30 protein-coding genes are annotated in these 17,287 nt (G+C 43.3%); 27 read left to right on the top strand and 3 right to left on the bottom strand.

Going from position 1 to position 17,287, the window contains the following annotated elements; genetic code table 11:
• Positions 1-144: 144 nt before the first annotated feature.
• The 20 genes from F0232_RS23450 to F0232_RS23355 all read left to right on the top strand — a co-directional run bounded on the left by F0232_RS23450 (position 145) and on the right by F0232_RS23355 (position 10,987).
• Positions 145-561, top strand: coding sequence for a GNAT family N-acetyltransferase (locus F0232_RS23450; RefSeq protein ID WP_105057099.1), 417 nt, complete (start codon positions 145-147; stop codon positions 559-561).
• A gap of 45 nt (positions 562-606) precedes the next feature.
• Entirely contained in the window at positions 607-1,041 is a 435-nt protein-coding gene (locus F0232_RS23445; protein ID WP_102425903.1) for a GNAT family N-acetyltransferase, read from the top strand.
• A 63-nt stretch (positions 1,042-1,104) separates the two neighbouring features.
• Positions 1,105-1,440: a 5-carboxymethyl-2-hydroxymuconate Delta-isomerase gene (locus tag F0232_RS23440; protein WP_105057100.1), complete on the top strand. Its 336-nt coding sequence runs from the start codon at positions 1,105-1,107 to the stop codon at positions 1,438-1,440.
• A gap of 71 nt (positions 1,441-1,511) precedes the next feature.
• The gene (locus tag F0232_RS23435; protein WP_105057101.1) at positions 1,512-1,868 is read left to right on the top strand and encodes a hypothetical protein; all 357 of its coding nucleotides are present in this window, start codon (positions 1,512-1,514) and stop codon (positions 1,866-1,868) included.
• Between the two features lie 122 nt (positions 1,869-1,990).
• Positions 1,991-2,530 (top strand): GNAT family N-acetyltransferase, encoded by a 540-nt coding sequence (locus F0232_RS23430; protein ID WP_105057102.1) that lies wholly within the window; start codon positions 1,991-1,993, stop codon positions 2,528-2,530.
• 27 nt (positions 2,531-2,557) lie between these two features.
• Entirely contained in the window at positions 2,558-2,950 is a 393-nt protein-coding gene (locus F0232_RS23425) for a VOC family protein (protein WP_105057103.1), read from the top strand.
• Between the two features lie 10 nt (positions 2,951-2,960).
• Complete coding sequence (locus F0232_RS23420; protein ID WP_105057104.1) at positions 2,961-3,434, top strand: GNAT family N-acetyltransferase; 474 nt, start codon at positions 2,961-2,963, stop codon at positions 3,432-3,434.
• 29 nt (positions 3,435-3,463) lie between these two features.
• The gene (locus F0232_RS23415) at positions 3,464-3,808 is read left to right on the top strand and encodes a VOC family protein (protein ID WP_105057105.1); all 345 of its coding nucleotides are present in this window, start codon (positions 3,464-3,466) and stop codon (positions 3,806-3,808) included.
• A 199-nt stretch (positions 3,809-4,007) separates the two neighbouring features.
• Complete coding sequence (locus F0232_RS23410; RefSeq protein WP_105057106.1) at positions 4,008-4,556, top strand: hypothetical protein; 549 nt, start codon at positions 4,008-4,010, stop codon at positions 4,554-4,556.
• Positions 4,557-4,687: 131 nt separating this feature from the next.
• Positions 4,688-5,104, top strand: coding sequence for a VOC family protein (locus F0232_RS23405; protein WP_061031374.1), 417 nt, complete (start codon positions 4,688-4,690; stop codon positions 5,102-5,104).
• Between the two features lie 42 nt (positions 5,105-5,146).
• Positions 5,147-5,569, top strand: a complete 423-nt coding sequence (locus F0232_RS23400; protein ID WP_105057107.1) for a GNAT family N-acetyltransferase — start codon at positions 5,147-5,149, stop codon at positions 5,567-5,569.
• 53 nt (positions 5,570-5,622) lie between these two features.
• A complete protein-coding gene (locus tag F0232_RS23395) occupies positions 5,623-6,204 on the top strand; it encodes an HD domain-containing protein (RefSeq protein ID WP_105057108.1) in 582 nt (193 codons plus the stop codon).
• Between the two features lie 168 nt (positions 6,205-6,372).
• Entirely contained in the window at positions 6,373-6,786 is a 414-nt protein-coding gene (locus F0232_RS23390) for a GNAT family N-acetyltransferase (protein ID WP_061031371.1), read from the top strand.
• A 67-nt stretch (positions 6,787-6,853) separates the two neighbouring features.
• On the top strand, positions 6,854-7,276 hold the full coding sequence (locus tag F0232_RS23385; RefSeq protein ID WP_105057109.1) for a hypothetical protein: 423 nt from the start codon (positions 6,854-6,856) through the stop codon (positions 7,274-7,276).
• 162 nt (positions 7,277-7,438) lie between these two features.
• Positions 7,439-7,696, top strand: coding sequence for a hypothetical protein (locus F0232_RS23380; protein ID WP_105057110.1), 258 nt, complete (start codon positions 7,439-7,441; stop codon positions 7,694-7,696).
• Positions 7,697-7,813: 117 nt separating this feature from the next.
• Positions 7,814-8,260, top strand: a complete 447-nt coding sequence (locus tag F0232_RS23375) for a GNAT family N-acetyltransferase (RefSeq protein WP_105057111.1) — start codon at positions 7,814-7,816, stop codon at positions 8,258-8,260.
• Positions 8,261-8,363: 103 nt separating this feature from the next.
• On the top strand, positions 8,364-9,368 hold the full coding sequence (locus F0232_RS23370) for a S66 peptidase family protein (RefSeq protein WP_105057112.1): 1,005 nt from the start codon (positions 8,364-8,366) through the stop codon (positions 9,366-9,368).
• A gap of 41 nt (positions 9,369-9,409) precedes the next feature.
• The gene (locus tag F0232_RS23365; protein ID WP_105057113.1) at positions 9,410-9,931 is read left to right on the top strand and encodes a GNAT family N-acetyltransferase; all 522 of its coding nucleotides are present in this window, start codon (positions 9,410-9,412) and stop codon (positions 9,929-9,931) included.
• Positions 9,932-10,072: 141 nt separating this feature from the next.
• Positions 10,073-10,534: a DUF302 domain-containing protein gene (locus F0232_RS23360; protein ID WP_105057114.1), complete on the top strand. Its 462-nt coding sequence runs from the start codon at positions 10,073-10,075 to the stop codon at positions 10,532-10,534.
• Positions 10,535-10,762: 228 nt separating this feature from the next.
• Positions 10,763-10,987, top strand: coding sequence for a hypothetical protein (locus tag F0232_RS23355; RefSeq protein ID WP_105057115.1), 225 nt, complete (start codon positions 10,763-10,765; stop codon positions 10,985-10,987).
• Between the two features lie 79 nt (positions 10,988-11,066).
• On the opposite strand, the gene F0232_RS23350 is transcribed toward F0232_RS23355, so the two are convergent.
• Positions 11,067-11,408 (bottom strand): PBPRA1643 family SWIM/SEC-C metal-binding motif protein, encoded by a 342-nt coding sequence (locus F0232_RS23350; RefSeq protein ID WP_105057116.1) that lies wholly within the window; start codon positions 11,406-11,408, stop codon positions 11,067-11,069.
• 266 nt (positions 11,409-11,674) lie between these two features.
• Here F0232_RS23350 and F0232_RS23345 point away from each other — a divergent pair, with 266 nt between their 5' ends.
• The 4 genes from F0232_RS23345 to catB all read left to right on the top strand — a co-directional run bounded on the left by F0232_RS23345 (position 11,675) and on the right by catB (position 14,367).
• Positions 11,675-12,391: an HAD family hydrolase gene (locus F0232_RS23345; RefSeq protein WP_105057117.1), complete on the top strand. Its 717-nt coding sequence runs from the start codon at positions 11,675-11,677 to the stop codon at positions 12,389-12,391.
• A 41-nt stretch (positions 12,392-12,432) separates the two neighbouring features.
• Positions 12,433-12,828, top strand: coding sequence for a nuclear transport factor 2 family protein (locus F0232_RS23340; protein ID WP_105057118.1), 396 nt, complete (start codon positions 12,433-12,435; stop codon positions 12,826-12,828).
• 86 nt (positions 12,829-12,914) lie between these two features.
• Positions 12,915-13,646 (top strand): glucose 1-dehydrogenase, encoded by a 732-nt coding sequence (locus tag F0232_RS23335; protein WP_105057119.1) that lies wholly within the window; start codon positions 12,915-12,917, stop codon positions 13,644-13,646.
• 94 nt (positions 13,647-13,740) lie between these two features.
• A complete protein-coding gene (gene catB, locus F0232_RS23330; protein ID WP_061031360.1) occupies positions 13,741-14,367 on the top strand; it encodes a type B chloramphenicol O-acetyltransferase in 627 nt (208 codons plus the stop codon).
• A gap of 34 nt (positions 14,368-14,401) precedes the next feature.
• Here the strand turns inward: catB and F0232_RS23325 are convergent, their stop codons facing one another.
• Both F0232_RS23325 and F0232_RS23320 read right to left on the bottom strand, forming a co-directional pair.
• Positions 14,402-15,580, bottom strand: a complete 1,179-nt coding sequence (locus F0232_RS23325; RefSeq protein WP_105057120.1) for a BamA/TamA family outer membrane protein — start codon at positions 15,578-15,580, stop codon at positions 14,402-14,404.
• Positions 15,581-15,695: 115 nt separating this feature from the next.
• Complete coding sequence (locus F0232_RS23320) at positions 15,696-16,061, bottom strand: cytochrome c (RefSeq protein WP_061031358.1); 366 nt, start codon at positions 16,059-16,061, stop codon at positions 15,696-15,698.
• Between the two features lie 204 nt (positions 16,062-16,265).
• On the opposite strand from F0232_RS23320, the gene F0232_RS23315 reads away from it, so the two are divergent.
• From F0232_RS23315 to F0232_RS23305, 3 genes are read left to right on the top strand one after another with little or no spacing between them, the layout of a single operon-like run.
• On the top strand, positions 16,266-16,517 hold the full coding sequence (locus F0232_RS23315; RefSeq protein ID WP_105024956.1) for a Rho-binding antiterminator: 252 nt from the start codon (positions 16,266-16,268) through the stop codon (positions 16,515-16,517).
• A gap of 8 nt (positions 16,518-16,525) precedes the next feature.
• Positions 16,526-16,759 carry a hypothetical protein gene (locus F0232_RS23310; RefSeq protein ID WP_105057121.1) on the top strand — a complete coding sequence of 78 codons (234 nt, stop codon included), beginning with the start codon at positions 16,526-16,528 and terminating at the stop codon, positions 16,757-16,759.
• A gap of 52 nt (positions 16,760-16,811) precedes the next feature.
• The gene (locus F0232_RS23305; protein ID WP_061031355.1) at positions 16,812-17,261 is read left to right on the top strand and encodes a GyrI-like domain-containing protein; all 450 of its coding nucleotides are present in this window, start codon (positions 16,812-16,814) and stop codon (positions 17,259-17,261) included.
• Positions 17,262-17,287 lie beyond the last annotated feature (26 nt).

Here is a 17,287-nt window from a genome sequence, read left to right as displayed (position 1 = left end):
TCACCTTTTTATCGTCAGGTGCCCAAACCCAAAGCTACGCAAGAGATCGCCAAAAAGTTTGAAGATTGGCTTGTTGCCCCGGCAGAAATTTCAATAATGAATGAGTCATTTTATACAACTCGACAGACTAGGAGTACGTAGCAAATGGAATACACGTTAGATACCGACCCATCAGATAGTGACATCAACGAAGTTCGCGCTGGTCTAATCAAACACAATACGCCATTTCTTGAAGGCATACCTAAATCTCAAGTGGGTTATTACGCCATGGAAGAGGGTGTTAAGGTCGGTGGTGTTATTGCGGATCTTTGGGGAAACTGGCTATTGATCAAGTTTCTTTGGGTCGATGACTCAATGAGAGGCAAGCAGGTCGGCAGCCAGTTGCTGCAACGATTAGAAGAGTACGCACAGTCTCAAGGCTGTACGTCATCACTGGTCGACACGTTAAGTTTTCAGGCCAAACCTTTTTATGAGAAGCATGGCTACCAATGCCAAATGGTGCTTGAGAATTATCCTCTAGACTCATCATTAGCGTTTCTCACCAAGTCGCTAACAGAGTAATCATATAGGGCAAGGATGAACACAAACAGACACAAGGAAAGTGAAGTGATTAATATTCGAGAGATGTGCATCGCCGATTATGATTCTGTGATTAACTTATGGTGCGAAACCGAAGGTATGAGCATTCGCGATGCAGATTCAAAACAGAGCATTGCAACTTATCTCGAGCGTAACCCCGGCTTGAGCTTCGTTGCAGAGTCTAAACAAGGCGTGGTTGGTGCGGTGTTAGTAGGGACGGATGGCCGTCGTGGATATTTGCAGCATCTAGCGGTCAGTACTGAATTTAGAGGACAAAATCTAGGTTGCCAACTAGTAACTGAAGCGGTTAACGCATTGGCTGGGGTAGGTGTCCCCAAGACACATTTATTCGTGTATAACGATAATATTAACGCTCAGAAATTCTATGAAAAGTTAGGCTGGTTTCCACGTGATGAAGTGCGGATGTATTCGTTTAATAGCTCGGGTAACAGTAACGCCTAACGGATCGATATAGTCAGAAAAAGCGGCACATAACTAATACCAGGTTAACCAAAGGAGCAAGATTTGCCTCATTGTATTATCGAACACTCGTCGACAATTAACGCCGAGCAACTGAACAAGAAAGTGTTTTTAGGAGCACTGAACTCAGAGTTATTCGAAGCCGATGGACGAGACATTAAAGTTCGAAGTATCGCTTATGAGAACTACCAAACGGGTACAGAAAAAGAAGATTTTATCCATGTGACTGTGCGTATATTGTCTGGCCGAAGTGACACAGACAAAGCAATGCTTTCTGAGACAGTGATGACGCAATTGCTGTCTTTGTCCCTCAGCAGAGCATCGATCACTGTTGAGGTGGTTGATATGGACAGAAATAGTTACGGAAAGGTCGTTGTCTAACAGGCTGGAAGTCGCATTTTATACGCTGATCTTTGTACCTTCACTCCAACTCGCTACAGGAATATTGGGAAATGTTGTTTATCCATAAATCTCAACCTTTGGTTCATGGCTCAGCTATCTGCTCTGAGCTGGCCGATTTTTTAGCTGACAATAAGAGTAAATTTGAGGACCAACTGGTTCCAGACCTGTCGTACATCGATGATATGGCACATGTGGTCAACGGAATCAAAATCAAAAGTGTGCAACATGTGAATCATAACCAGTATCGTCTTGAATATGCGTTCGACTGGGAACTATTCCTTGGGTGTTCAGATAGAAATGAAACGGGCGTTGAGAATGGGCGTGTCCTGTTTATCTTGGAAGACGATAATAATCTTAATTTCGATTTTCCAGATAGGAGCTCAAGAGATACTTGTGACGAGTTTTAACTGACACGTGGGGCATTGCTTTGGATTGGTGTTGATTCTTAAGGCTTGGCATTAACGATGCACAATGAGTAACCCGATAAAACATTTCTGCCATTTGAGGCGAAGTTGGAATAGGAGTAATAATGAAAATAGTAGAAGCAAAACACTCTGACTTAGAAAGTTTGTTCGTGTATCTGGATACACAGTTGTCAGAAATCGCATTAGAAGAAACACCGCTATTCCAGCCAGTCTCAAAGTCAGATTGTAAAATGTCGGAAGCACATAAGGCTCGCTTTTCTGATGGGTTTAAATTTGAGTTTGGTGCGAACGGCTGGCGAAAAATTTGGTTAGCTAAAGATTCGAATGGTGCTATTTGTGGCCATATCGACTTGCGCCATCATAATGGCAATTACTGCTCTCACCGTGTGTTACTTGGTATGGGTGTCGACAGCAGCGTGAGAAAGCAAGGCTTAGGCTCGAAACTAATGAATGTGGCGATTCAATATTGCCGAGAGAGCGAAGCGATTGATTGGCTGGACCTTAATGTACTGTCAAACAACCTTCCTGCTAAAAATCTTTATTTGAGAACGGGGTTTACGGTTGTCGGCGAAATGGAAGACTACTATCGAATTGATGGTGAGTCGGTGTCTGAGCTAACAATGACGCTGCAGACTCAAGGGTGATAGACCCAAATCAATCAGGAGGCAAACTTGACCAGACCACTAGCAATTCTCATTCATGTTCCAAACATCGAGCAGGGACTCAGCTGGTATCAAGCCGCCTTTCCTGAGTCTGTCGCCACCTATCATCCGTCTTCTGACTTTACGACTCTAGATATCAATGGTTTTTCTATTGAGATTGTACAAGCGGATGAGAAAGTTGGCTCTGGCAAAAAGGGAACAGTGCTTTATTGGTCTACAGAGGATTTTGATAAGTCACTTTTGCATTTTCAGTTAACTGGGGCTCAGTTATACAGAGGTCCAATGGAAATTGAGGGCGGACTAACGATGTGCCAAGTCGAGGACCCTTTTGGAAATCTGATTGGTTTACGCGGCATTCGTAAAAATATCGCTTGTAATGAGACACGACTAGATAGCGAATAAAGGAATAACAATGATCACTATCGAAAGACTTAATGATGCTGATATTGAGCAAGTTAACGAAATTCAGCTCGCAGATGAGCAGGTTAAATTCGCAGGAACAGCAACGGACTTTTTGTCAGACGGCAGCGAGACCACGCATCTACACATTATCAAAGATGGCAGTGAGGTGGTGGGCTTCTTTAAGCTTGATGTTGCTTACCCCGCTGGCTACAAATTTTGTCCTGAAGGTAGTATTGGCTTAAGGGCATTTGCTCTTGATAAAAACCAACAAGGAAAGGGGCTAGGTACTGGCGCGGTGAAAGCGCTATTTCCTTATCTAGCAGCCAACTACGAAGGATATGACTGGATTTACTTAACGGTTAATTGTAAAAATCCCGCAGCTTATAACTGCTATGTTAAAGGTGGCTTTGAAGATACTAATGAACAGTACCTAGGCGGCGCTGCCGGTCCACAGTTCATTATGCGTGGAGCCATCAGCGCTTAACTTAAATCTGTTTATCAAAAGGCAAGGCCATGAAAGTTCAATATCTTGAAATTGTTACCCCTGAAGTAGATTCGGTTTGTGCAACTTACGCGCAGATCTACGATGTGAAGTTCAGTGATGCCGATGTGAACTTAGGTGGCGCTCGTACCGCTAAGCTCTCAAATGGTGGAGTGATTGGTGTGAGGGGACCACTCCGTGAAACTGAGGAGCCAGTCGTTCGCCATTACACGCTGGTAAAAGACATTGAAGCCGCAGTAAACGCGGCTGAAAAGTTGGGTGCTGAAGTTGCCGTTCCACCAATGGAGTTACCACGTCACGGAATGTGTGCCATTGTTATTCAAAGTGATGTTGAACTCGGTTTTTGGCAGCTGTAGCTGGTCGTTTGACCAAAGGTATAGAATATAAAATGGCATTTGTTCTAAGGAGGGAACATGTCAATTACATCCGACATCCTTAACAAGGTATCGGGCGGCTTTTTGGCGACATGTGGGGTGTTACTCGCAACAAGGTCATGAGGTTATGTTCTAGAGTAGTGCGGTCTTAACTGCGGGAAAAGAAAGGAGCTCAACCAATATGAAGACTCGTTTTAAAACGGCAACTTTCTTGTTGGCTTCACTCGCTCTATTTGCTTGTAAAGACAAAGCCGATATCTACGCTAATCCACCAGCTAACCTTGTTAAGCAGATCGACGCGTATTATCCGCTTTCGATAAAGTATGTGAAAAAGCATGAGCAAATCGCTTTGTCTCAAGGTGTCCCTTTACGCCCCCAACAGCTAAAAATTGCTCGCGACATCGGTATCCAACATCCAGAAAAAATACGCGTTCTTTATGTCGATCAAATGCCATTACCTGAAAATGAGTCGCTACGTTTTCAGATGCAAAGGTTGGGTTTAGATTCTCCTTATTTTACGGGAACGGCTTTCGGATATGGTATTTGGATTGCGAATAGGGCCAAAGGGGATAAGTTGTTGTTTGCTCATGAGTTGATCCATGTAAAACAGGCGGAAGATCTTGGGATAGAGGCGTTTACTAAGGAGTATTTATTGCAGTTAGCGGTGTTTGGTTACGGTGAGGCTCCAATCGAGTTAGAAGCTTATAACAAGGCGCCCAATTACTTGTAATTCAGAACAATATGGTTTGTTTTAAGCTGCGCACCAGGAAGCTTTTTCTCTATTTTAAGGAATCTATTCTAGAGTATGAACTAAAGGCATGGCATGATTTTGGTCTTGCTTAACCCATAACAAGGTACGTTATGAAACAAAATATTGTCCATATTGCACTTGTCGTAAAAGACTACGATGAAGCCCTAGACTTCTACGTGAACAAACTCAAGTTTGAGCTTATCGAAGATACCTACTTACCAGAAGAAGATAAGCGTTGGGTTGTTGTTGCTCCACCTAATTCACACGGTGTGAGCTTATTATTAGCGAGAGCCTCCAAGCCCGAGCAATTGGATTTTATCGGCAACCAAGCTGGTGGCCGTGTGTTCCTCTTCTTAAATACCGATGATTTTTGGCGTGATTATGAACGCATGATGTCTCTGGGAATCAAATTCGTTCGAGAGCCGAAAGAGCAAGCCTACGGAACAGTGGCGGTATTCGAAGACCTTTATGGAAACCTATGGGATCTTCTGCAATTAAACCCAGACCACCCAATGGCAAATCGATAAACCTGAATCTTACAAGCCAACACCAAATAGCACCGGAGCAACATGGACATAACCAAAATTTCAGCGGATAACGTGCTCCCCATTCGTCACCAAGTACTCTGGCCAAACAAACCAATGTCGTTTTGTGCGGTAGAAGGCGATGAGCATGCCTCGCATTATGGTGCTTATATTGATAACCAATTAGTTTGTGTTGCGTCTGTTTACGTTCAAGGGAAGCAAGCCAGGCTACGTAAGTTCGCTACATTGCCAGAATACCAAGGGCAGGGTGTTGGCTCTAAGGTGATCGCGCACATCATCAAAGAACTACAAGCGGATAAAGTGAGTTATTTTTGGTGTGATGCTCGCACAACCGCTTTGGGTTTCTATCAAAGGTTTGAGATGCAGGTTGAAGGCGTTGAATTCCAAAAATCAGGAGTCTCTTACTACAAGATGTCGGTTCGGTGGGGGGAAAGACTTTCACTGTAACCCTGTGCATCAGTCGTATATCTAAACATCAATTCAAGTTAAGGAAGCGTATCGTGGAAGAAATCAAAGGCATTTTGCAATTCATGGCTGAAGTGGAAAAGTTGAAGGATGTTCATAGACAAACGAAGCCAGTTGGTCTGGATCGCTATGAAAACTCCGCTGAGCATAGCTGGCATGTCTGTTTGAGTGCTCTGATGTTGAAAGACTACGCGAATGAAGAGATCGATATAACCCGAGTGATGAAGATGCTGCTGATACACGATCTCGGTGAAATCGATGCGGGTGACACGATCATCTACGCCAGTGAAACGGAAGAAAACAAACTTAAAGAGAGAAACTGTGTCGAGCGTTTGCTTGAGTCATTGCCGAGCCATCTAAGATCCGAATATTTGGAGTTATGGCTAGAGTTTGAAGCGGGTGAGTCACCGGAAGCGCGATTCGGTAAAGCGATTGATAGAGTGCCACCTTTACTTCATAACATCCATGGCGGCGGCCATAGCTGGAAGAAGCACAATATATCTAAAGATAAGGTACTGACATTTAACGGTGAACGCATTTCTAAAGGCAGCAAGGCACTGTGGAGTGAACTAGAAGTTCAACTTGAAGCGGCCGCCGATCAAGGGTTATTGAAGTAAATTTACATCCAGCTTGCCAAGGGTGATGGAAAAGGGATGACATCATCCCCACCTTTTAGGCGCTGATATGCCCTTTAGATTGTGACATTCTCATCAAAATATCGAGGTACTGTTTATTTATACAGTTGCCGTGTGTATTCTCACAGCTCATTAAAAGGAGTAGTAAGAATGGCGTTCAATTACGAAGAAAAAGTCCCAAATCCAGCCGAGTTTTGTGAGATGCGAGTGAAAGCAAAATTATCACCGAAGTCACTGAAGGCAGCCACAATCGCTTTACCAAATAGTTTATACGGCATTTCTATTCGAGATGGTGACCAACTCATTGCGATGGGGCGTGTTGTTGGCGATGGCGCGTGTAATTTTGAAGTGGTTGATGTCGCAGTCGATCCAACCTATCAAGGGCAGGGTTTAGGTAGAAAAGTGATGGAATACATCGACAATTACCTATCGTCTGTGGCATTGGAAGGATCGTATGTTTCCATGATTGCTGATGAACCGGTGTTTTATGAGAAACTCGGTTATAAGCTTGTATCTCCTGCTAGCCAAGGCATGACAAAGAAGTTTCCACCCAAGCGTATGTAATAAAAACTTGTGGCTCTACCATGACGTTATGCAAAGAGCCTCAAGTTTAAAAGGAACACATAAATTAATGAAAAATAGAATCTTGGCGTTATCGCTGCTTGGTCTATCAAGCAGTGTATTCGCTGACAGTGAATTACCAAGCAGTGTATTCGCTGACAGTGAATTACCAAGCAGTAGTTATGAAATGACCGTTGCAGTGGAAGAGCAATCCCTAAAGCACGACTTTCCATCTGTTAAGTTTGATTACCTTGGCCAGACGCTTACCACGAGCGTTGATGAGTGTTCGTATACTGGAACGCTCTCTGAAGATGACGACAACACGATTCTTCTATCGGCGACGATGTCATGCACTTATGAAAGTGGATCAAGCTACAGTGAGATGCCAGACTTCGTGCTCAAGCATGAGGGTGGTGAAGCGAGTATGAGCTTTGGTGATGGCGATACTGATATGTGGACATACTCCGTCACAGTTAAGAAGCTCGATTTATAATTAATCTTCATTAGCAAGTTGACACGTTAGCCATGGCACTCTCGTCGCCTCTTGCTGCGTAACTACATGCCATGAGACGTTGATCAATATAATAAGTTAGATAATCCAACGTTAGATTGTTACTATGCAATCAACTTTATAAATGTGTATTGGCTTATATAAATGATTGATAGTAAATACATTAAACACCCATACTACTGTGAAAACTGTAACTCAATGACTCCACACCTTGCTATGAGCAGCTCTGTTGAGGAGCAAAAGGAGCAAGCGGAATCAGAAGCAAGGCAGTGGAAAATAGGGATGTTGGTGGAGTATATCGTAAACCTGCTCTTTAAAGACGACAAAGACACGCCTGGCTTTTTCATAGACCAAGAATATCAATATCAGTGTGAGAAGTGCGGCACCAAGTCATGGCATTGATATTATTGGATTTGGTTTCATTCGATACCTAACTTTTAGCATCTAAAACTTCAGCTGATCGGTATCTTAGATTACAGTAGCCTGACTATGTGAGTGTGCCTATGTCCTGAGGTTAAAATGGAATATGTCGTCGTCGATGCTACGCAAGTCCCAATGTCATTGTTACTTGAAGCAGACCCGTCTGAATCAAGCATTGCATCGTACTTAAGCGAATCATGGTGTTATGCAGCGAAACGAGATAATAAAATTCTAGGTGTCTGTGTTGTTAAACGAATCAGTGACGATACTGCAGAGATTTTTAACGTGTCAGTCAGCCCTAAACATCAACAGCAAGGCATTGGGTCTCAGGTTTTAAATTTCGCTCTCAAGCAAGTGGTTAATCAAGGAATTAAGCGTGTTGAACTGGGAACGGGTACGTTTGGTTATCAACTAACTTATTATCAACGAGTTGGTTTTAGGGTTGATCGCGTGGTTAAAAACCACTTTATCGACCATTATCCAGAACCCATCTTTGAAAACGGTATTCAACATCAAGATATGTTGAGGCTGTATATCGAACTTTAATTGTGCTGGAAGCACTGTTTAAGCAGAACAAAGGCAAGACTAAATAACCTCATCTAATAAGGCTCATTATGCCGTTTCCTTTTTGTTATGGAGGGCAAAGGAAGTGATTTACCCAAAGGCTGTAAACATCGGTGACAAAATTGGTTTTTTCTCACCGTCTTCCCCTGCGACAGTGTTCGCTCCCAATCGGTTTGCTCGCGCTAAAAATTACTTGGAATCGAAAGGTTTCACCTTAGTTGAAGGCACATTGACGGGTAAGTCTGATGGCTATCGTTCTGGCTCTATTCAAGCAAGAGCCGAAGAGCTAAACCAACTGATTCGAGATCCTGAAGTTCGCTGCATTATGTCTACAATTGGCGGCAATAATAGCAACTCGTTATTACCGTATATTGATTATGAGGCACTCAAAAAGGATCCAAAGATCATCATCGGTTACTCCGACGTAACCGCATTGCTATTGGCGATTCATGCCCAAACTGGCTTAGTAACGTTTTATGGCCCGGCACTTGTTGCTTCATTTGGTGAGTTTCCGCCGCTGGTTGATCAAACGTTCCAATCATTCAGTGAGTTGTTGTGCGAGAGTACAAGTCAACATCAATACACCATGCCTAAGGTATGGACGGATATTAAACACGACTGGGAAACTCAAAACTCCGCGAAGCCAGTCTACAACAATGAATGGAAGTTCATCGGCGCAGGAAAAGCCAATGGCCGAGTGATTGGTGGTAACTTGAGTACGATGGCTGGGATATGGGGTAGCCAATATATGCCCGAAATTCTCGATGGTGATATTTTTCTTATCGAGGACTCATTGAAGGGTATTGAAACCGTAGAGCGGTCTTTTGCACACCTATTGGCTTGCGGAGTATTTGATAAGGTGGGCGCCATCATCTTAGGTAAGCATGAGTTGTTCGATAATAAAGGGACCGGACGAACGCCACTCGATGTGCTTCTTGAAGTGTTAAACGGTAAAAGCGTGCCGATACTGTATGGATTTGATAGCTGCCACACTCATCCAATGTTAGTCACACCACTAGGCGTTCAAGGGAGTATCGACTTTGATAATCAGACCTTTGAGCTGCGGGGACCTTGGGTTACTAACTTCTAGTCTCATCGTGTCTCGGGAATCTATTTGGAGCAAGGAAGTGCATGGAAATCATATCTGAAATTGAAGTAAGTAAAGAGCAGCATCAAGCGATTACCACACTCAGGAACAGTGCATTCCCAGAGCATCAGGTTCAACGCTCATACTACAAACAACTCCCTCATATGCGCGCTCTGAAACACCATGAAGGACAGTTGGTTGGTTATCTTGGCCTTGATTATCGAATGATCAACGTTGGCGGTCATGCTTTTAAAGTTCTAGGTGTTATTGATTTTTGTATCGCCGAGGACGTTCGAGGTAAAGGTCTTGGTTCAACAATGCTTTCTGAACTCGATGCTTATGCAAAGGAGAGGGATGTTGATTTCATTATCTTAATCTCCGAGTTACACAGCTTTTATTCATCGCACGGTTACAACCGAGTCGTTGCCGACCATTCTTGGCTAAGGCTCAATGAGCATCTAAGTTATGGCATCGCGGTCGAGGAAGTTGACGACCTGTATGTCAAATCGATCAGCGGTGTCAGTTGGCCATCTGGGAACGTCGATTGGTTAGGGTACATGTATTAACACTGATAATAGGATGCATTGGAAAGGTGATCCTCTCGGCAAACTGAGTTTATAAACCTGTCTATACTGAGTTAGGTTACGCCACGACCTTAGATGGCGCTATGAATGTAAGTTTGATTAGGTTAAATCTCAGAGGTGACGATGAAAAAATTACTACCACTATGGGCCATTCTACTTTCTGCATCCTTTTCAGTTGCCGCTTCCGATGGTTTGATAAAGTACCAAAGTAATTACTCAGTGAAAGAGACGGCAGACCGTTTTGAAGAAATGGCCAAAAGCAAAGGTTTAACCTTGTTTGCAAGAATCGACCATCAGAAAAACGCGAGTAAGGTCGATCTTGAATTGAGACCAACGGAAGTCATCATCTTTGGTAACCCGAAAGTAGGGACACCATTAATGCAATGCGCTCAAGAAGTCGCGATAGATTTACCGCAGAAGGTGTTAGTCACGGAGGATTCTAATAAGAAAGTATGGTTGTCTTACAACGATCCTAATTACTTGGTAGAGCGTCACGCGATAAATGGCTGTGACGAGGTGATTAAGAAGATTTCAGGTGTGCTTAGTAACTTGTCTGAGGCGACGGTTGCTAAAACGAAATCTTGATTAGGTCGCGCTTAGAACTACGTGCGAAAGAGTAAGAGCTTCACATCATAAGAAGTGTGAGCGAGTTAAACAGCTTTGTGCATAAACAAGTAACTGATTGACTGACTTTTTCACGGTTGCCATATTTGTTATATGCATCTTTGATTCTATAAAATGCCTTGAGATTAATTGAAGCTATGTCATATTCATATATCTTAAGTCTCTGTTATCAATAGGATTGTAGATACGATGTATGGAAGTGAACAAACGCGAGCATTTTGTTGTAATTGCAAAGCGCTAACATTGCACAAATACACCTTGTTCAGTAGCCAAGCGCAAAAAGCGCCACAAGATGAGAAGAAACCAGGCTTGCTGATGCAAATCTTGTCCGGGTTTATTTCCAATGGTGCAACGGGAGACTACAAATGTACTCGATGCGGTACCTACCTAGAGACGCCGGACCATCTAGATTGATGAAGGGTTTGGGTAAATAAAAACGGGAAGATCTCAGCGATCTTCCCGTTGTATTTCGTTTTGCTATTGGTAATTCAATTCAGAAGTCTAAAGCGCAGCACTTCTTATATTTCTTACCGCTACCACAAGAACATGGATCGTTACGGTTAGGCGTTTTTTCGAACGTCATTGTTTTTGGCTTGTTTAGTACAGTATCAAGCTCAATCGTGTTCTCTTCTTTCTCTGCGTCTACTGTTACGTTAACGAAGATAGCGTGCTCAGCAGCCAGTGCTTCAACTTCTGCTTTACGAGCTTCAGTTTGAACCATTGCAGAGATTGGAGATTCTTCAGTACCCGCTTTTACATCGCGGTTTACGTTATAGCCTGCAAGAACGTGGTTTTGTCTTGTTTCGATACGGCCTTTGAAAAATAGTTTCGACATGGGGTACTCATTCAGAAATAGTGTAATTGCGCTCATATTCATGTTGATGGCGCATGGAGCGGGGGATTATACGCATATATTCCAATTGATAAAGCAATGATCTAATCAAAGGCTTATAGGCTTGCCCTTACACAGAAATACCCAATATGATCCGTTAAATTTTTGCTTTTGTGTGGATTAGGTTTGAAGTTAGAGATATTTATATTTCACTCTGCAGCCATAGGAGTGGTAAATTCAAATATCTAATCTAAACAAAGAGATAAACAATGAAGCTAGATGCTATCTTGTGGGACTATGATGGAACCTTAGTCAATTCGGTGCCAAAGAATATTGCCATAACGAAGGACATTATCTCTGTGGTTGCACCGCACCTCTCTGGAGAAAACTTGCCAAAGTACTTAACGAGCGAGGCGCTTTATCACGAAGCAAATCACGGCGCTAAAAACTGGCAAGCTTTATATGTCGACTACTACGGCATGTCTCATGATGAAATGTTGGTTGCTGGTGGGATGTGGGCAGAACATCAAGAGAAGAACCAAACGCCAGTCGAGTTGTTTGAAGGTATGGAACGGGTAATAAACCAGTTTGCACATCTTCCTCATGGCATCTGTTCTCAAAACGCTCAATTGAATATTCGCGGTGTACTCGATAGCTATGGCATTGGTGAGTTGTTTAAAGCGGTTGTTGGTTATGATGACGTATCAAATGGCAACCAAAAGCCACATCCATTTGGTGGTATTAAGTGCGTAGAAAATATTTTTGGTGAAGGTCAAACCGACGAGCTTTGTTTAATGTATATCGGTGATCATGAAGCGGATACTCATTTTGCACGCAATATCGAGGCTGCACTTGGTGGGAGAGCTAAAGTGGTTGCTGTTGCCGCGGGATACAGCCGTTCTGAACCAGAAAAGTGGCAGACTAAACCCGATTACATCGCTAGTAATGTTGATGATCTTTTGGCGATCATTGGCAAATATGCGTAATCAACAAGTACCAAGTAATTCGATAAATTTAAGGAAGAACAATGACACCGAAAGAAGTGGTATTAGGTTTTTGGGAAACCATGCGTACCAATGATTTTGCAAAAGCGAGCGAGTGGTTGGCGGAAGATTTTCAAGGTTATTGGCCACAGTCATCAGAGCTAACCGTCGGGCGAGATAACTTCACAGCGATCAACTCTGAATACCCAGCAAATGATGTATGGAAATTTACGCTCAACTCGATTGTATGTGAGGGTGATACTATTGTTACCGATGTGTCGGTGACTGACAGTGTTCTTAATGACCGCGTGATTACCTTCCATACCGTGGTTGATGGCTTGATCAAAAAGCAAATCGAGTTTTGGCCAGATGGCTTTGCTCCGCAAGAGTGGCGCTCACAATGGGTTCAGTTAGTCAGCCCTGAATCACTCAATCAATAACCTCAAATGCCACAACACGAGCGCACAGTAGCGTACGTGAATAACAACAATCAGATAAATTGAAAGTCAGCAAGTTAGGAGAGTTCATGAACAAGGTCGTAATCGTTACTGGAGGAAGCCGAGGTATTGGTGCTGCAACATCTAAGCTTTTAGCAAAACAAGGCTATGCGGTTTGTGTCAATTTCATCCAAAATGAATCAAGAGCTGAAGCGCTAGTTAACGAAATTAGAGAACAAGGCGGCACTGCTATCAGTGTGCGTGCTGATGTATCGGTTGAATCAGACGTTAAATCCTTGTTTGAAATTGCACGCAATAAACTCGGGCCTGTGACTCACTTGGTGAACAATGCGGGCATCTTATTCACTCAATCTGCATTAGAAGATATTGAGCTTGATCGCTTTGAAAAGGTAATGAAGTCAAATGTGTCGAGCTGTTTCCTCTGCAGTAAAGCCTTTATCAAGCAAGCGGATGGTGCTGGCTCGATTGTGAATGTATCCTCTGCGGCTTCACGTACCGGAGCGCCATTCGAATACGTAGATTATGCAGCTTCGAAAGGTGCAATGGACTCCCTTACTAAAGGTTTGTCCCTTGAACTGGCGTCAAGAAACATCCGTGTCAATGGCGTAAGGCCGGGTTGTATCTATACTGAAATGCACGCCGATGGTGGTGAGCCAGGAAGAGTGGATAGGTTGGCTTCACAACTTCCGTTGCAAAGAGGTGGCACGCCAGAAGAGGTCGCGAACTCTATCGCTTGGTTATTGTCAGATGAAGCTTCTTATGTGACAGGGTCATTTATTGATATTGCCGGTGGGCGTTAGGAAAAGTAAGGCTTTTACGCAAAAATAGAAATTAGTTAGAATCATAGCGCAATAAAGAGTACCCAACTAAAAGAACGAAACTAAGAGTACAAATATGAATAACTATTTTGAAAGCCCATTCGTGGGTAAATCACTTAAAGAACAAGTAACCAACCCAAATATCATCGTGGGCGAGCACAGTTACTATTCCGGCTACTATCACAACCATAGTTTTGATGATTGTGCGCGCTACCTGCTCCCTGACAGAAACGATATCGACAAGTTGATCATCGGTAGCTACTGCTCGATTGGTTCTGGTGCCGTGTTTATGATGGCAGGCAATCAAGGTCACCAAAACCAGTGGGTGAGTACATTCCCATTTTTCTACCAAGAAGATGAAAAATTTGAAGGGGCAATCGACGGCTTTGAACGCTCAGGCGACACTGTGATTGGCAATGATGTCTGGATAGGCACAGAGGCGATGATCATGAGTGGCGTAAAGGTTGGCGATGGGGCCATTATCGCTAGCCGCGCAGTTGTAACCAAAGATGTTGAGCCGTACTCAATTGTTGGTTCTAACCCAGCTCGTCATATCCGCTATCGTTTTAGTGAAACTGAAATTGCGCAGTTGCTAGAAATGAAGTGGTGGGAATGGAATGAAGAGCAGATCAAAGGTGCGATGTCCTTGATGTGCTCTTCTGATATCGATGGCTTGTACCAGTATTGGAAGACCTTCGCCTAGTATCTTCTGCTTGGTACATCGAATCGTTATTTAGCTAGATACCGGCTCCGACTTGAAAGTAGAGTGCGGTATCTTCTTCGCTGAACGCAATATCAATCCCTGAAATCAGGCCATAACGCCTTGCGATAAGATAACGAAATCCAACGCCATACGCTGACTGTGAGCTTTGGTCGAACATATCGCTGTCACTGTCGCCAGCATAACCAATCCCAGTAAACACACCGGTAGACCAACGTGGCGTCCATTGTTTGCTTACTTGCACCTCTGCCGCAAAGGTATGCTCTCCTTGATAACGGTTTCTTGCAATACCCCTCAACTGAATGTCTGGATAGTATTGAGGCGATAGAAAGCGTTCATCAGTCGACAAGGATTTGTATTGTCCGCGCAAAGCGAGATTCCATTCTTTGTTGAGTTCCCAATAATTCAGTCCCTCTAGATTGAACGTTTGGTAGTTGTAATCACTGCCAAGTCCATCACCAAACCATAGATACTCAGCGACATAGTTATAGCCTTGAGTAGGATTTAGAAAGCTATTTTTACTGTCATACTCAGCGATTAAGCCCAAACCTGATGAAGTTGGTGAGGTATTACCAATATTGTTTAGGATCTCTTGTGCTTTGGGGTGGTTATTGAGTGACAATTTAGGTGCAAAAAACTGTTGAGATAGGCCAACTAACCATGGTGAGTCTTGGATTCTAAATTGAAGCTTTTGTATCCCTCCCATGCCTTTTAAGCCAAGCTCGATACCTTCATTTGGAGCGAGTGGTGAAAGGGCATTGGGAGAACTTTGTCGGTAGAAAGTCATGTTGATATCGCCATAACCCAAACCACCAAGGTAGCGTATCGAATCCTCTTTCCAGCTTCGCTTGTGACCAATAAATGCCATCCAAGTGCCGTTTTCTGTCGCAAAGCCACCGACTGCGGTGATTGCTGGTGTTAAGAGTTGTGCGCCTCCATCAATCGATTTTTCTGCTAGCTCTTTACGTGTGTTTTTCTGTTCTTCTGATTCATGAAGGAAGATACCGGTGAAACCACCACCGTAGCCAACCGCTGGCTCTGTGATCAAAATCGGGACGGGTAAAAAGCCATAGGCATTTTCAGCTAGGTATTCACCCATGTCCAAGTGACCATCGATTTGGTCGATAAAACTCACCGCACCTGCTGTTGTAGATACGAGCACGAGAGCACTTGTGGCTAGGGGTGTTAAGTTCATAACGTTCCGTATTATTCACTGTCCAATAACTTCAGTGTAATCAAACGAATAGATAGCGCAATAAAACGAACGTTATTAAGTAAGTTCAGCGTTTAAAAGTTGAATCGATTAGCAATTATCGTTGGATCATTTCGACATAATCAAGAATATCAATGGCATCTTGTCTTGTAATCACTCCTTGCCACGATGGCATTCCCTCTTCAATGTCACCTTCTAAAATGTCATCAACCAAGGAGTTCTTTGTCGTAAAGAATTCGCCAAGCTTATTGGGAATATTGGCGGGTTTGCTTGGCAGAGATGCGGCTGTTGGTCCATCACCGAAACCTTTGTCACCATGACACGCTTGGCAAAGCTGTCGATATTTGGTCTTGCCGTTGGCGAAGTGGCTCGCATCATTCGCTGTCGCGGCACTCGCGGTGAATGACATGATTGACGCCATTAAACAAAAAATGAAAAGGGCTATGTGTTTGGTGGTTTTCATTGTCTTGTTCTCATGGTTATTTAACAACGTAAGAATAAGTGGGTGTGGGTAGAAGAAACGTGAATAACCAAAGTGGGACTATGATTAAACCCATGAGCATCTTGTGTATATGCTGTTTCAATGTGACGTGAGTAAATGATTGATTATAAACAGTTTGCATAGAATGGCATGTCGCATTAGCGTGATGGATGAATGGGAGGCATTATGATTAGTTGCAGTGATTACGATTATATTGAAATTGTGTGTATGCACAGATACCCAATTAAGCTCACTTTACGTTCTGGCGAACAGGTCGAGGGTGTTGCATTAGATACCCAGCGTAACCAAGACAAAGAAGAATGCATTAAGCTAAGTGTCTCTGGTCAAGAACAACTTGTTGTATTGACGGGAATTACTGAATTAGAAGTGTGTGTCGACAACCCTCATTTTAAGCAAAAATCTTTCAAAACGTCATAGGGTGACATATGAGTAATTCAATAGAGCAAAGCTACTGCACATCTTGTCGTGATCGTACGCAACACGTTGTTGTTTTGGTTAGAAAGGAGAGTGCATTTGCAGGCAAGCCAAACCAAAAGCGGCATGAATTTATCGCAGGCGTAATTAAAGGATGGCTTCTTGGGCCTTTTATCGCCTCTATGGATGAGTTTTCTCGCCATGTTGTTTGTCAAAAGTGCGGACACAAAGAAATCCAAGACTAGAATCGAGTTGGCTTAACAGTTGACGCAATAAAATGGCTTAGGAAATAGAAGAGTGAAAGAACAAATATTAGGAGCGGTAAAGGCATATGGTTTTTCGGTAAGAACCAACAATACCGATGAAGTTGACCCAGCTAAGGCAAAAATAGGGCAATTATGGCAAGGCTTTTTCGAACAAGCTTTTCCAAAGTTGACTCCGGACTCCAAGGTTTACGGCGTATACACCAACTACGAGTCAGATTTTACGGGTGACTTTGATGTGATTGCTTGTACCAATGCGCTTACTGATAACGCTATGGATGATCTAGTTGAAACCAATATCGAGGCGGGTAAGTACCTAACGTTCTCTGCACAAGGCGAGTTGCCACAAGCGGTGATCGATCTGTGGGGAGAAGTATGGGCGTATTTTAACGCCACAGATTGTCCACATACTCGAGCGTACACAACCGACTTTGAGCTGTACAAAGGCGAAACTGAAGTCGAGATTTCAATTGCGATTCAATAATCTTTGAGTGCAGACGCATCGTGTAA

The organism is Vibrio sp. T3Y01, assembly GCF_013114525.1.
GTDB lineage: Bacteria > Pseudomonadota > Gammaproteobacteria > Enterobacterales > Vibrionaceae > Vibrio > Vibrio chagasii_B.
This window is presented reverse-complemented; position numbering and strand designations above follow the sequence as displayed.